This window comes from Corynebacterium sp. KPL2830 (assembly GCF_040225635.1).
Classification (GTDB): Bacteria; Actinomycetota; Actinomycetes; order Mycobacteriales; family Mycobacteriaceae; genus Corynebacterium.
In genome coordinates, this window is the sequence record NZ_JBEHFR010000006.1 from 1 (window position 1) to 14,454 (window position 14,454).

The following is a 14,454-nucleotide window of genomic DNA, read 5'->3' on the forward strand; positions in this document are numbered from 1 at the left end:
AATGGCCGTGGCCTTTCCCGACCGCTTCGACAAATACCTATAAACCTAACCCCACACACAAACAACTTGACACGCTCGACTGGAGTGCCAAATCCATTGGGAAAATCAACGTGGCCGAAGGCGTGGTATGTACGTGGCGATTCAGTTATTGAATCTGCCGACTGGATATCAATATCTTCTGGAAAACTGACTCCACCGGGGTACTTGGCACGGCGGGTTACATCCTCGCGGCATTTGTCTAAAGCGGCCTCAGTGTCTTGGGCTTCGCTTATTTTCAGCATGGAAAAAATAAAGGCCACAAACACCACGAGGGCGGCCCCAATAAACAATAGCCAGAACCACCACCGCTTTAAAAGCGGCTTTTCCACGTTTGCTGATGGAAGTGGCGCAGGAGTTTCAAGGGAGGGAGACGGGTAAGGAGAGTTGTCCAACGCTTTGGTCTTTCGCAAGAGAGATAATGAGTGATTGTTGCCGAAGCACAACCCCAGCATCTGGCTGTGGTGTGAAGTAGCAATGGTTTAACTAAATCAACCGGTCTGGACATAAGTATGCAGGTGAGCAAGGAAAACCGCCTATGTGTACGAAAATTGTAGATTACCTTGACTTTCCTTGGCTTAAAGTAAGGTAAGTAGATTCCGATTATTGATGATTCAGCATTGGGGTGAGGAAAGATTTCTATGAGAGTGGACGTAGTAATTATTGGTGGCGGATTCGCGGGCACTTCTGCGGCCATTACCTTGGCTCGCGCGAATCGGTCTGTCGCGTTAGTGGACTCAGATCAGCCACGCAATAGGTTTAGCGAGCATTCCCACGGAGTTTTAGGATTTGATTCAGCTTCGCCTATTCAAACGCTTGAAAGCGGACGCCGTGAATTTCAGTCGTTCGGCGGAGAGGTTATTTCTCAAATGGCGAAGTCGCTTGCTCTTGCTGATGGCGACACTCGTGGGTGGAAAACCGAATTGGAAAGCGGCGACGCCGTTTACTCGCGCCATGTAATCGTAGCTACAGGTATCACTGACAAATTGCCAGACATCCCCGGAGTAGCGCAGCTGTGGGGCAACCGGGTCTTTCACTGCCCTTATTGCCATGGTTATGAGGTAAAAAATAAAAACCTGGTCGTTATTGGTGGGAAGAACCCTCCATTTACTTTCCGTATAACGAAGTTGCTCACTAAATGGACGGATCGAGTGACTTTCTATCCAAATGGCTTGGATCTTTCCCAGGAAGAAAAACGCCTTATGGAATCGCTAGGAATCACAATTGAACCTAATTTGGTGCAAGGGGTTAGAGAATCTGAACGCTTTGATGGCGGCGTAGTACTTGACGTTGGGCAGGAAAAGAAAGAATACGAAGCTTGTTTTACCGGTCCGGAATTTGTTCCCAATGACTCAATACTTAAACAAGCCGGATGCGCTGTAGAACACGGTTGGGTTAAAGCGGACTCTGGGATGACGTCGCTGGAGGGCATTTGGGCTGCAGGAAATGTCATAAGCTCCCCAGACCAAATGCCGCAAGCCATGGGTGCTGGAGCCGCCGTTGCCATTAAGGTGGATCAGAAGATGTTTGACGAGGATATCTCCTACTAAAGGATTTACACTTTCATTGCTCATACCGGAGATTGGATAGTGGTGGCTTCCCCACAATGAGCTAATAAAGTCGTACCGAGACGCATTGGGAGTTCTTGCTACCCGATTTTTCGAGGGGCTATCTTGTGTGGGCCATTTTTCGCTAGCATGTGATGATGCGCTTTTCCTACCTGACTGTCCCTACTGTGACAGCGTGTTTATTGTTGGCGGCCTGCTCGAACCCAGATAGTGGTGACACGAATCAGGCTGCGAATGATTCCGAATCTGCGTCGGCCTCCAGTGCTGCCGCGCAGTCAAAGGCGGCGAGCGAACAGCACACGGAGATTCCGACCGCAGATAGCGATGCGTCGCAGCTTTTGGCGGGGATGACGATGAGCAATCTCGTCGATAAGCAATCGCAAGAGGTGGCCCGCACCGCGCTTGCCGATGCCGGAATGCCACAAGAAAGTATCGACGGCTTTTTTGAATTGGTAGACGAATACAACACTGCTGTACCGACGGACAGCATGGTGGCCGAAGGCTTCGCGGATTACGGGACGCAGGATCCGGACTACGATGTGGAGGCCATTTCAAAGGCGTGGAATGACCACCATGCGGACTATGTGGGTACCAATTGCCGCATTAATACCTTTACCCTGGCGGATTCGCTCTTTTCCGTTGATGACCAGGACAATCCCAATGATTCCTTGTTATTCCTAGATCAACAGTCCCTAGATAATGCGCCGGAGCAAATCTTTGATGAAGCCGAGCGCGCCAAGTTCGAGGCCTTCTATGGGAATGTGGAAACCACCATGGAGCAAGATCCAGGGCAGCACATCGCCGATATCAAGGCTTATTTTAAAGACCGCGGAATCGAGTTCGCGGATACGGATGCTCGGGTGGTGTCGGTATTCTCGCACGATACCTTGACGGAACCGGCCACGCTTTTTATCGGACATACCGGCGTTGCCGTGCCGTATGAGGATGGCTATCTATTCTTGGAGAAGCTTGCCTTCGATATGCCTTATCAGGCGGTGACGGTGAAGGATATGCAGCAGCTCAATGATTACTTGATGCATAAATACGATGACGGCCCCGATTTGGAATATGGCCAACCCGTCATCTTTGACAATGATGACGTGATAGAAGGCATGCGCTACGCCAAGAAGTAAAAGGGCAGTTTAACCCTGTGTGACAATAATGAACTGCTTCCTGCCAGGAGGCGCGTGGCCTTTAATGCCCAAACCACGGCGGAATAGTTTGAACATTCGCGACGGGGAGTAATTTCCCGCCAATCCTAACATTTGCTGAATGTTCAGGGGCCAGTGGGTGATAGAAGAACCCTGGCAACTCGATTCCTCTTTGTAAGCGATGCGCGGTCTAAACGGAGCGTGTCGTTGCGGCTGCATCGTTACGGGAAACAAGCCATCAACCAAATGGCCGTGGCTTACCCTGTTAGCTCTGACTGATACCTGTAATCCCGATTTCCCGAATAAACCACGTGACTCGCTTTTAGCGCATTCGGCAGGGACACCCGGTTTCGAAGGGTTGCCTAATTCCTTTAAGGCAAGCATAACCATCGTCACGCCGTATGCTACTGTGATATATACCTCACATTTTAGGGCTAGGATAGGTAATCTATATGTCGCTATAGGTATACTCACTAACCGTGTCGAGCTGGAGTTCTCAGAGGCTGGACACCGCCTCCCCAGCAAACGTTGGGAAAACTCACAAGACTCATAAGAAGGGTTGAAGACATGAAATCGAATAATTTCCGCCGCGTTTCCATCGCAGCTGCGACTGCCGCTCTGGGCCTGACCCTGGCAGCCTGCAGCGATGATGGCAGCTCCGCCCCGGTGACCGTCACTGAGACCGCTACACCAGCGGAACAGAGCAACCAGAATAACCAGGATGATGGCAAGGAAACCGTCACCGTCACCTCTGGTGCAGACGCTAACGCGAATGGTGGCAATGCCGGTCAGGGCGGTGGCAACGCTGCCACCAACGACCTGCCCACCGAAATTACCGGTTACTCCGGTGAAGCAGAGCGTGACCTGAACGAAGAGGGTCTGACTAAGGATGAAGTGACTCAGGTTTTGCAGCGTGCCCACAACGGCGAAGGCAAGGTCAAGTGGGACAATGATGGCTACTGGGAAGTCGAAGTTGGTGGCGTTGACGTCGATATCGACAGGAACGGCCTAGTCCTTGACGTCGACCGCTAAATAGGTCACCCCGCTTCTGTATTGGCTTTATGACTACACAGAGCACTCAATAATTGGTTCTTTTGGGAACCCAGCGAGACCGTCCAATGCGCGCGTAGTGCACTGGACGGTTTTCTTATGGCCGGATTCCTTTAATCTCGGAGGTGTTTGCTCCAAAGAGGGGTCAGCTCGGTCAAATGGAGAAAAGAGAAATGCTCTGGGTGGTTGGAATACACCCAGAGCATTAGTGGAATTGTGGAGATCGTTGAAGTTAGGCGAGCTTAGCGGAGATCTCGATGATCTTTTCAACGACCTTCAGCGCGTCTTGAATTTTGCTGAAGTCAATGTTCTTGATGAACTTTTCGGCCTTTGCGTTGAAGTCATCAGTTTTGCTGGAGAGCTCGTCGAGCTTGGCGTGGAAGTTTTCCTTGTGCTCTTCGTGCTTGCCGTCGAGATCCTGCTTGTTATCTTGGTGCTTGCTGGAGAGCTCGTCCAGCTTGTCGTGGATGTTCTCCTTGTTGAGCTTGGCGGAACCGTTGTCATCCTGCTCTGGGGTGGTCTCGGTGGTGGTTTCTACCGCTGCGGTGGTCTCGGCTGCAGTGGTTTCGGGAGTGGTGTCTTCAGCGAGTGCCGGTGCCACTGCGGTGGTGGTGGCAATGGCCAGGGTGGTAAGTCCGACGGATGCTTTGCGCAGCATGATTCCTCCTTGGTGGAATTTTGTTTTCAAAAGGTGGGTGTTTACACCGGAAACATACTAATGCTTATTTATAAAATATTCAGCTTTTGTGTCGGAACACACAGGAATGAGTCAGGTGTGTTTTAACTTTTCCTCTAAAACTTAGGGAGGTCAATCTCTGCGTATCTTGAGGATCTACAGGGGGGATAAATACGTGGAGGGATTGCATCGATGAGCCTGTGCAGGGCCTCTTTCCGCGGGTTGATCTATTGGTCCTGGGGAGAGGGAAGAATAAGCATTAATTTGCCACCGGTGAATGTGATCGCTAAAGACAGCGAGCCCTGAGATTAGTAGATTTTCGCGGTTGGGCGATTCTCTTGGTGACAGTTTTCTTTCTGAGACCGCAGGAACGGGAAAACTAAAAAATCCCTCTCGCCGGCGTTTATGCCTTTAGAGAGGGCTGCGAAAATGCTTCCCCACCAGGACTCGAACCTAGAATGGCGGTACCAAAAACCGCAGTGTTGCCGATTACACCATGGGGAACCACAGCGATTGCTGTAGCTATAGCGTACCTGACGCCCCCGGGTAAATAACAAATTACTAGGTAGGGGTGGGGCAAAGGATATGGTAGAAGGCATGGTTCGACAGAGAATGACCGGACGCGAGCGCCGCGAGCAATTGATTTCCATTGGGCGCGCCGCCTTTGCGGAATTGGGGTTTGAAGGCACCAGCGTTGAAGAGATTGCGTCCCGCGCCGGCGTATCGAAGCCGGTGGTCTACGAACATTTTGGGGGCAAAGAAGGCCTGTATGCGGTGGTCGTGGATCGGGAGATGTTGGCGCTAGAAAAAGTCATCAGGGATTCATTAGAAGAAGGCAGCTGGCGCGAGCGCATTGAGCAGGCCGTGATGGCGCTGCTGAATTACGTTGAGGAAGAAACCGATGGTTTCATCATTCTGGTACGCGATTCGAAGCCGGGCGAGGAGCGTAGCTTTTCCACGCTGCTCAATGCCGCGGTGGGGCAGGTGGCCTATATCTTGGGTGAGGCCTTTGAACACCGCGGTATTAATCCGGAGTTAGCCAATATTTACGGGCAAGCACTTGTGGGCATGGTTTCTACCACGGCGCAGTGGTGGTTGGATGAGCGCAGCCCGGATAAACCGGATAAGGAAGTCGTCGCTACGCATATAGTCAATCTATGCTGGAATGGTTTGTCCGGTATGGAAATTAAGCCCAAGCTAGGAGGCAGGAAGTAAATGGCGACGCCAATGCTGGCAGGTCTGCTTAAGGTCGCGGCCACGGACCCGAAGCTCAAGGGGCTCGTGGCCAATGTGGGCCAGGACCTGCACATTACGGGTATCGATCAGGCGCGCCCTTGGGCTCTTGGCACCCTGGCCCACCACGCGCCGGTGCTGGCGGTCACGGCCACCAGCCGCGAGGCCGAGGATCTCACCGCGGAGCTTAGCGCGATGATGGGCGATAAGGTCGCGATGTTCCCGTCGTGGGAGACGCTGCCGCACGAGCGGCTGAGCCCGGGCGTGGATATCATCGGCAAGCGCGCGCAGGTGCTGCACAACATTGATGACCTGCGCATTATCGTTACTGCCGCGCGCGGGCTGTCCCAGCCCATCCTGCAGGACATCGAGGGCCGCGCCCCGGTGCACTTGGAAGAAGACCACGAATATAACTTCGATGATGTGGTGCGCAGCCTCGAATTTCGGGCATATAAGCACGTGGACATGGTGGCCAAGCGCGGTGAGTTTGCCACCCGCGGCGGCATTATCGATGTCTTTCCCACCACCTTGGACTACCCGGTGCGCGTGGAGTTTTGGGGCGATGAGGTCACCGATATCCGCCAGTTCTCTGTTGCTGACCAGCGCACCATCCCGGAAATCGAGGTCGGCCGCGTCGATATCTTTACCGCCCGCGAGCTGCCGATTACGGATGCGGTAGCGCAGCGCGCGGCTAAATTGGCGGCGACGCACACCGGCAACCCGGCGCTGGTGGAGCTTTTGACCAAGGTCAGCGAGCATATTCCGGCTGAGGGCATGGAGGCGGTTTTGCCCGTGCTTTCCGATGCCCCACTGATCACCCTCTCCGAGTTCCTTCCCGCCACTACGCACGTGGTGATGGTGGCGCCGGAAAAGATCAGGCGCCGCGTGGAAGACCTGGAAAAGACAGACGCGGAATTCCTCGCCGCCGGGTGGGAGGCCGCGGCCATGGGCGCGGATGGCCCCTTGTCCACGGAAGGACTCGATACCGAAGGCTCTAGCTACCGTTCCTTTGAGTCGTTGGAGGTCTCTATTCGCGAGGCCGGCCAGCCGCTGTGGACATTTTCCCCACCGGGCATGCTGGCCGGGCCAGAGGAAGAAACCCTGCCGCTCGAGTTCGAACCTGGGCCCACCCCGCGCGGAGATATCAAAGAAATCGACGCCATGATGGCCCAGCTGCTGGCGCATACCAACGCCGGCGGGCGCGCGGCGTTTATCGCGCCTGCCCAGGGCGCCATTAAGCGCATGGTGGAGCGCTTTGCCGAGCAGGGCATTCGCACCAAGGTGGCCACCCCTGGTTGGGAACCCAGCGCGGGCGAGGTCACCTTGTATCAGGCGCTCAGCCATGCCGGCTTGGTCTTTCCCAAGGTGCGCAAGCTCAAAGACGCTGAGGCACTCCCGCTCGTCGTGGTCACGGAAACGGACCTGACCGGTAACCGCGTTGGCGATATTGCAGACGCTAAGCGGCGGCCGGCCAAGCGCCGCAATAAGGTGGACCCGCTGGCGCTCAAGCAGGGCGATTTTGTGGTGCATGAAACGCACGGCATCGGCAAGTTTTTGAAGATGGCCGAGCGCACCATCCAATCAGGCGATGAGACCAGCCGGCGCGAATACATCGTGCTGGAGTATGCGCCCTCCAAGCGCGGGCAGCCGGCGGACCAGCTGTGGGTGCCGATGGATTCGCTGGATCTGCTGAGCAAATACACCGGCGGCGAATCGCCCCACCTATCCAAGATGGGCGGCTCGGACTGGAAGAACACCAAGAAGAAGGCGCGTGCCGCCGTACGCGAGATTGCCGGCGAATTGGTGGATCTCTATGCCAAGCGCCAGGCCGCACCGGGCCACCAGTTCGCGCCCGATAACCCCTGGCAGGCGGAGATGGAGGATAATTTCCCCTTCGTTGAAACCGAAGACCAGATGCTGGCCATCGACGCGGTGAAAGAGGACATGGAATCCACGGTGCCGATGGACCGCGTGGTCGTCGGCGATGTGGGCTATGGCAAGACCGAGGTCGCCATTCGCGCCGCCTTCAAGGCGGTCCAAGATGGTACCCAGGTCGCCGTGCTGGTGCCCACCACGCTGCTGGCGCAGCAGCACTTCGATACCTTTAGCGAGCGCATGGCCGGTTTCCCTGTCAAGATGGCGGTCCTATCGCGCTTTACCTCCAAGAAGGAAGCAACGGAGATCTTTAAGGGGCTTGCCGATGGCTCGATTGACATCGTCGTCGGTACGCACCGCCTGCTGCAAACCGGCGTGCACTGGAAGAACTTGGGCCTAATCGTCGTCGATGAGGAGCAGCGCTTTGGCGTGGAGCACAAGGAACACATCAAGGCGCTGAAAGCCAGCGTCGACGTGCTCACCATGTCCGCGACGCCGATTCCCCGCACGCTGGAGATGTCCATGGCCGGCATCCGCGAAATGTCGACTATCCTCACCCCGCCAGAAGATCGCCACCCAGTGTTGACCTATGTTGGTGCCTACGAGGACAAGCAGGTCGCGGCAGCCATTCGGCGCGAGCTTTTGCGCGATGGCCAGACCTTCTTTATCCACAATAAGGTCTCCGATATTGAAAAGAAGGCGCGCGAACTGCGCGACTTGGTGCCAGAAGCGCGCATCGTCGTTGCCCACGGCCAGATGAATGAGGACGTGCTGGAAAAGACCGTCCAGGGATTCTGGGACCGCGAGTATGACGTTTTGGTCTGTACCACCATCGTGGAAACCGGCCTGGACATTGCCAATGCGAATACGCTCATCGTGGAAAATGCCCACCACATGGGCTTGTCGCAGCTGCACCAGCTGCGCGGGCGCGTGGGTCGCTCCCGCGAGCGCGGCTACGCCTACTTCCTGTACCCCAAGGGCGCCACGCTGACTGAGACCTCCTATGACCGCCTGGCCACCATTGCCCAGAACAATGATTTAGGCGCCGGGATGGCCGTGGCCATGAAGGACCTGGAGATGCGCGGTGCCGGCAACGTGCTGGGCGCCCAGCAATCCGGCCACATCGCAGGCGTGGGTTTTGACCTCTACGTGCGCTTGGTGGGCGAGGCCGTCGAGGCCTTCAAGTCCCTGGCCCGCGGCGAGGCACCTGCGGTAACAGACGAGGGCCCGAAGGAAATCCGCATCGATCTCCCCGTGGATGCCCACATCCCAGAGTCCTATATAGACTCCGAGCGCTTGCGCCTCGAGGTCTACCGCAAGCTCGCGGCCTCGCAGGACAACAAGGATCTGGCGGCGGCGCGGGAGGAAATGGAAGACCGCTTCGGCCCCTTGCCCAAGGAGGTCGAGCGCTTGCTCGCCGTAGCGCGCCTGCGCCACCAAGCCCGCCGCGCCGGGGTGGCAGACATTACCGTGCAGGGCACCCGCGTGAAATTCCACCCGGTCGAGCTGCCGGATTCCAAGCAGGTGCGCCTGAAGCGCCTGTACCCAGGCTCGAGCTTCCGCGCTGCGGCCAAGGCCATCAACGTGCCTTTCCCCAAGGCTGGGCGCAATGTCACCTCGCCCAAGCTGCGCGATGAGGAGCTTATCCAGTGGGCAGCGGACTTCTTAAGCGCGCTTTTCGATGTCCAACCCATCAACGTCTCCGGCGAGGAAGCCGGCGTTGGATCCGTCATCAGCGTAGGCGAGTAGCCGATGGGCGAGTAGCCTCTCGGCCCGTAGCCGGTCGCCGCTTAGGAGAAGTCCAAACCGATGTCCAGCACGTGCACCGAGTGGGTGAGGGCGCCGACGGCGATATAGTCCACGCCCGAGGTGCCGTACTCGCCGGCGTTTTCAAGCTGCAACCCGCCGGATGCTTCTAGCGCCGTGGCTGGGCTGAGCGCTTGGCGGAGGCGGACGGCGGTGTGGACATCGGCAAGCGCGAAGTTATCCAGCAGTACCATATCCGGGTGCAGCGGGAGGACCTCTTCGAGTTGGTCCAAGGTATCGACCTCGACCTCGCAGGGGATATCCGGGGCGTGTTCGCGCACGCGGCGCAGGGCCGTGGCTACGCTGCCGCCCACGGCGAGCACGTGATTGTCCTTAATCATGGCGGCATCGCCCAAGCCCATGCGGTGGTTTGCCCCGCCGCCGGCGCGCACGGCGTATTTCTGCAGCGCCCGCAGGCCAGGAAGGGTTTTGCGGGTATCGCGCACCTGGGCCTGCTTAATGCTGTCCGGCGTCCCCGTTTCGTCCGCTGCTGCTGCGATGACATCGACCCAACGCCGGGTCTGCGTCGCGATGGCGCTTGCGTGCGAGACCATATTGAGCATGGTGCGCTCAGCGGCGAGCACCAAGAGGGTAGGCGCCTGCACCGTGGCGATGACCTGGCCTGGGGCAACGCGGTCGCCGTCGGTGGAGTGGAGGGTGATGGTGGGGGTCGGGGCATCGGCAAGCTCGGAGCCTGTATCCACGCCCCACTGGCTCAAGCGCTGGGCGGTCGCGTCAAGGACCTGCTCGATAAGGCCCAAGCCTGCGATGGTGCCGGCCTCGCGCGCGGTGAACTCCGCCGTGCAGCGGGCCTTACCCGGCACCGTGGCCAGGGAGGTGTAATCCGGCCCGTAAGCGAAATCCTCATCCAAGGCCGTGGCAATGAGCGCAGAGCAATCCGGCAGGCGCAGGTTTTCCATTTACTCGCCCCCGCCGGGGTTGCCAATGGAAATCATGGCCTCGAGGGACTTGCGCGCCGCGTTTGCGATGTCTTCTGGCACCGTAACCTCATCGGTTTCTTCTATCAGGCAGCGCTCCAGGGCCTCTGGGGTGATCATCTTCATGTACTTGCACTCGGCGTGGTCATTGACGGCCTGGAAATCGATGTCCGGCGCGGCCTGGCGCAGCTGGTGCAGCATGCCGGTCTCGGTAGCAACGAGCACCTTGTTCTGCGGCTGCTTCTGGGATTGGGTGATCATCTGTCCGGTAGAGAGCATGTGCACGCGTTCTTGCGGTACCAAGCCCTCGTTGGCTAGGTACAACGCGGAATTGGAGCAGCCGCACTCCGGGTGGATATATAAGTCCGCGTCCGGGTTATCTTGGGTTTGTTGGGTTAGCTGCTGGGCGCTAATGCCGGCGTGCACGTGGCACTCACCAGCCCAAATGCGGATATTTTCCCGGCCGGTCTCGCGCTTGACGTAGGCGCCCAAGAACTGGTCGGGGCAGAAGAGGATTTCTTTATCCGCCGGCAGCGAATTGACCACGTCGACGGCATTGGAGGACGTACAGCAGACATCGGTCAGCGCCTTGACCTCGGCGGTGGTGTTGACGTAGCTGACCACCAGGGCATCGGGGTGCTCGGCCTTCCATGCGCGCAGCTCATCGGCGGTGATGGAATCCGCCAGGGAACACCCAGCGCGCTCATCGGGGATGAGAACCTTCTTATTTGGCGACAGGATCTTGGCGGATTCTGCCATGAAGTGCACGCCGCAAAAGACGATGATATCTGCATCGGTTTCTGCCGCCTTGCGGGACAGCGCCAGGGAATCGCCGGTGTGGTGGGCAACGTCCTGGATCTCCGGGATCTGGTAATTATGCGCCAGGATCACCGCATTGCGCTGTTCCGCCAACTCTTTAATCCGCTCCGCCCAGGCCTTGTCTACCGCGGGGTCTGAACCAGCAGGAGTGGCAGAGGGCATAACGCTCGCATTGGTTTGAGTCACAAGTGCTCCAAAAGTGATATTCACAAGAATTAGTGGGGTGTTATTACCGTACTAAACTGTCTGTGTCCAAGACCACTTGCGATGGCGGGCGAGCGTGCCGATGCAGCCCTTTTTGGCGGAGCAGTGGACTAGAGTTCCAGTGATCCTTGGGCGAGGCCGACCGCGGCGATGATAGCGGCAACCAGCACAACGATGACGATTGACCACTCAAATCCATTAAAAAGCTTCTCGCGGCGCGAGAGGCGGGTGAGCACGTACGGAATAAGCCCCGGCACGACGGCGAGGGCGCCGAAGAGAATATAAACCGGGTCGGCGGCGTAAATTAGCCACAACGAGTACACGAAAGCCACTAGCGCGATGCCAAAGTGGCGCCGGTTTTCGCGTCTGGGAATATCCGGCCCAGACAGATCGAAGCGCGTTCCGGCGTGCGGGTGGGTAACGCCCTTTCCACGTATCGCTAGCAGTAGCAGATACAGCGAGGAGAAGATATAGGGCAGCAGGTACATGATGGTGGCCAGTTGCACCATTGCGGCATAGGACGCCTCATTGACGTAGAAGACGACGATGAAGATCTGGATCGCGGAGGTGGAAATCAGTTGCGCTACCCACGGGGCGCCGGCCACATTGATGGTGCCGATGCGGCGGGGAATGAGGCCATCGATGGCCATCATGACGATGGGCTCAGCGCACAGCATTTGCCAGGAAACGTAGGCACCGAGGACCGAGAGGCACAGGCCAATGGAAATTAGCGCGCCGCCCCAGGGGCCGACGACCTCCGTAAGGACCGAAGCCATGGAATTATCTGGCAGTGCGGCCAGCTCCTCCTTCGTCATCACACCAAAGCTTAAGGTGGATACGGAGACCAAGAGTGCCAGCACGGAAAAGAAGCCAATGACGGTAGCGCGGCCGACATCCGTGCGCTTAGCGGCTTGCTTGGAATAGACGGAGGCGCCCTCTACACCGATAAAGACCCAGACGGTAAAGAGCATGATGCCCTGGACCTGCTCAAAGACGCTGGCATTGGAATTTCGGCCCCAGAAATCCAGGGTGAATTTATCCCAGCTAAAGCCGATGAACGCAACCAAGACGATGAAGGCCAGGATCGGCACGATTTTGGCAATCGTGGTCACCAGGTTCATGAATGCGGCCTGCTGCACCCCGCGTGCCAACACGGCGAAGATGCCCCACGATAGAAGGGAGACGGCGATGGCGGACGCCCACTGGTGGTCGGCATCGAAAAGCGGCAGGTAATGGCCAAGCGTATTGAAAAACAGGGTGGCATAACCCACCTGCGCCATCACCGAGCCCAGCCAGTAGCCCCAGCCCGAGGTAAAGCCGATGAAATCGCCCAAGCCAGCGCGCACATAAGAATAGACGCCGGAGTCAAGGTGGGGTTTTCGGTACGCCAAAATTTGGAAGACGAAGGCAACGGACAGCATGCCGATACCCGCCACCAACCAACCGATGAGCATGGCACCTGGGCCTGCCACGGAGGAAATATTTTGGGGTAGCGAAAATATGCCCGCGCCGACGGTGGATCCGATAATCAGCGCGACAAGCGTCCACAATGACACCGAGTGGGACTTATTTTGGCTGGAGGTCATTGGCCTAAAGTACCGCGCCTGCCCCGTTAAAGGGAACTTGAGAAAACACACGGGATAGACTTTGTAGCTATGACAGTCCTGTTGCTCGATGAACGCTGGCCCACCATGATTCCCATGCGCGCCTATGGCAGGTTATATGGCCCCGTTCAGTTCACCGGGGAAGTACCGGTATCAGTGCGGTGGAATTTCTCGGATCTCTTAAGCGGCGATGATGCCACCGGCACCTTGGTCACCACCGATGAACACGATCCGGAAACCCAGGCGCGCATTGCCACCGGGGAGCAGGTGATTAGGTCCGAGTCGCTCGAGGATCCCGTGATGCAGGCGCGCAGCGCTATGGCGACGGCTCGGCGCATCGGCGAATGGGAGCGCGAGCAGACCCACGAATCCCTCCTGCCGTACCTAGAAGAGGAGGCGGGGGAATTTGCGGCGGCCGTGCGCCAGCGTGCACCCGAGGAAGATTTGCTCAAAGAGCTTGGGGATATTTTCCTGCAGGTGCTTTTTCACGCCGAGATTTCCACCTTCTCGCTTGACGATGTCGCCACAAGTTTCGTGCGCAAGATGCGCTCCCGCGCGCCGTACCTCTTTGATGGCACGGCGGACATAGTGGGCGTAGAAGAACAAAACCGCCTCTGGGCAGAGGGGAAATCGCGGGAGTAAAAGCGGGGTAAGAGTCGCAGGGACTTTTACGCGCGGCGGGCGCGTGTAGTTATCCGGCGGGGTGAATTTCACTTAGTAGGATGGCTACTCATGAACAGGCTGCTGCGAACAATCGGGGGCTGCGGGCTAGCCGTAGTAATCATCATTGCGCTGGTAATGGGGCTAATTGTATCCAATTCCACCGATGATTCTTCGGTCCCAGATGCCACCCCGCCCGTAGGTGGAAAAGAGGTGGCCAATATCGATGTCAACGCGCCGGGCCGCACGGCCGATAAGCTCACCCACTGGGCATCGGATCTGGCAGAAGCTACCGATATCCCTCCGCAGGCGCTGCGCGCCTATGGCAACGCCGAACTTATCGCCCGGCAGCAGCACCCGGGGTGCAATTTGCGGTGGAATACCCTGGCAGGCTTGGGCTTTGTAGAGACTCGGCACGGTACCTATAACGGCAACTGGTTTAAGTCCTCCAAGCTGGATGACAACGGCTACCCGCAGCCGCCCATCGTCGGCATTACCCTGGATGGCTCGAATAACACCGCGCACACCCCGGATACCGATAACGGCGAAATCGACGGCGATACGGAATTTGACCGCGCGGTGGGTCCATTGCAGTTCATCCCTACCTCGTGGGAGTCCGCCGGCGGCGATGCCAATGGCGATGGCAAGGCCGACCCGAACCAGATTGACGATGCCGCCCTGGGCGCGGCGAACCTCTTGTGCTTTGGTGATAGGGATCTCAATGACCCGGATCAGTGGGAAGAGGCCATCTTAAATTACAACCAGTCCAGGGAATATCTGGACAAGGTAGCCCATGCGGCCAATGCCTACTCGGTCCCGCAACCGGCTCGCTAG

The 14,454-nt window shown here is 57.4% G+C and carries 12 protein-coding genes; 7 read left to right on the top strand and 5 right to left on the bottom strand.

From position 1 onward, the window contains the following. Window positions 1-368, bottom strand: a 368-nt coding sequence (locus tag ABRP87_RS03285) for a hypothetical protein (RefSeq protein WP_349867738.1), incomplete at its 3' end; no start/stop codon positions are given. A gap of 309 nt (window positions 369-677) precedes the next feature. Here ABRP87_RS03285 and ABRP87_RS03290 point away from each other — a divergent pair. From ABRP87_RS03290 to ABRP87_RS03300, 3 genes are all read left to right on the top strand, one after another. Next, window positions 678-1,586: an NAD(P)/FAD-dependent oxidoreductase gene (locus ABRP87_RS03290; protein ID WP_349867740.1), complete on the top strand. Its 909-nt coding sequence runs from the start codon at window positions 678-680 to the stop codon at window positions 1,584-1,586. Window positions 1,587-1,771: 185 nt separating this feature from the next. Next, entirely contained in the window at window positions 1,772-2,737 is a 966-nt protein-coding gene (locus tag ABRP87_RS03295) for a DUF4300 family protein (protein WP_232208523.1), read from the top strand. Window positions 2,738-3,322: 585 nt separating this feature from the next. Further along, the gene (locus ABRP87_RS03300) at window positions 3,323-3,787 is read left to right on the top strand and encodes a hypothetical protein (protein ID WP_349852510.1); all 465 of its coding nucleotides are present in this window, start codon (window positions 3,323-3,325) and stop codon (window positions 3,785-3,787) included. Between the two features lie 250 nt (window positions 3,788-4,037). Here the strand turns inward: ABRP87_RS03300 and ABRP87_RS03305 are convergent, their stop codons facing one another. Further along, window positions 4,038-4,463 (bottom strand): hypothetical protein, encoded by a 426-nt coding sequence (locus ABRP87_RS03305; RefSeq protein ID WP_349867742.1) that lies wholly within the window; start codon window positions 4,461-4,463, stop codon window positions 4,038-4,040. A gap of 615 nt (window positions 4,464-5,078) precedes the next feature. Here ABRP87_RS03305 and ABRP87_RS03310 point away from each other — a divergent pair. Continuing rightward, window positions 5,079-5,696 carry a TetR/AcrR family transcriptional regulator gene (locus ABRP87_RS03310; protein WP_023026117.1) on the top strand — a complete coding sequence of 206 codons (618 nt, stop codon included), beginning with the start codon at window positions 5,079-5,081 and terminating at the stop codon, window positions 5,694-5,696. After that, a complete protein-coding gene (gene mfd, locus ABRP87_RS03315) occupies window positions 5,697-9,338 on the top strand; it encodes a transcription-repair coupling factor (protein WP_349867744.1) in 3,642 nt (1,213 codons plus the stop codon). Window positions 9,339-9,379: 41 nt separating this feature from the next. Here the strand turns inward: mfd and nadC are convergent, their stop codons facing one another. The 3 genes from nadC to ABRP87_RS03330 form a co-directional block, all read right to left on the bottom strand. Then, entirely contained in the window at window positions 9,380-10,315 is a 936-nt protein-coding gene (gene nadC, locus ABRP87_RS03320; protein WP_349867745.1) for a carboxylating nicotinate-nucleotide diphosphorylase, read from the bottom strand. Then, a complete protein-coding gene (gene nadA / locus ABRP87_RS03325; RefSeq protein WP_502879275.1) occupies window positions 10,316-11,338 on the bottom strand; it encodes a quinolinate synthase NadA in 1,023 nt (340 codons plus the stop codon). It abuts the gene before it with no gap. A gap of 128 nt (window positions 11,339-11,466) precedes the next feature. After that, on the bottom strand, window positions 11,467-12,942 hold the full coding sequence (locus tag ABRP87_RS03330) for an amino acid permease (RefSeq protein WP_349867746.1): 1,476 nt from the start codon (window positions 12,940-12,942) through the stop codon (window positions 11,467-11,469). 69 nt (window positions 12,943-13,011) lie between these two features. Here ABRP87_RS03330 and ABRP87_RS03335 point away from each other — a divergent pair, with 69 nt between their 5' ends. Continuing rightward, a complete protein-coding gene (locus tag ABRP87_RS03335) occupies window positions 13,012-13,602 on the top strand; it encodes a MazG nucleotide pyrophosphohydrolase domain-containing protein (protein WP_349867747.1) in 591 nt (196 codons plus the stop codon). A gap of 90 nt (window positions 13,603-13,692) precedes the next feature. Next, a complete protein-coding gene (locus ABRP87_RS03340; RefSeq protein ID WP_239270115.1) occupies window positions 13,693-14,454 on the top strand; it encodes a lytic transglycosylase domain-containing protein in 762 nt (253 codons plus the stop codon).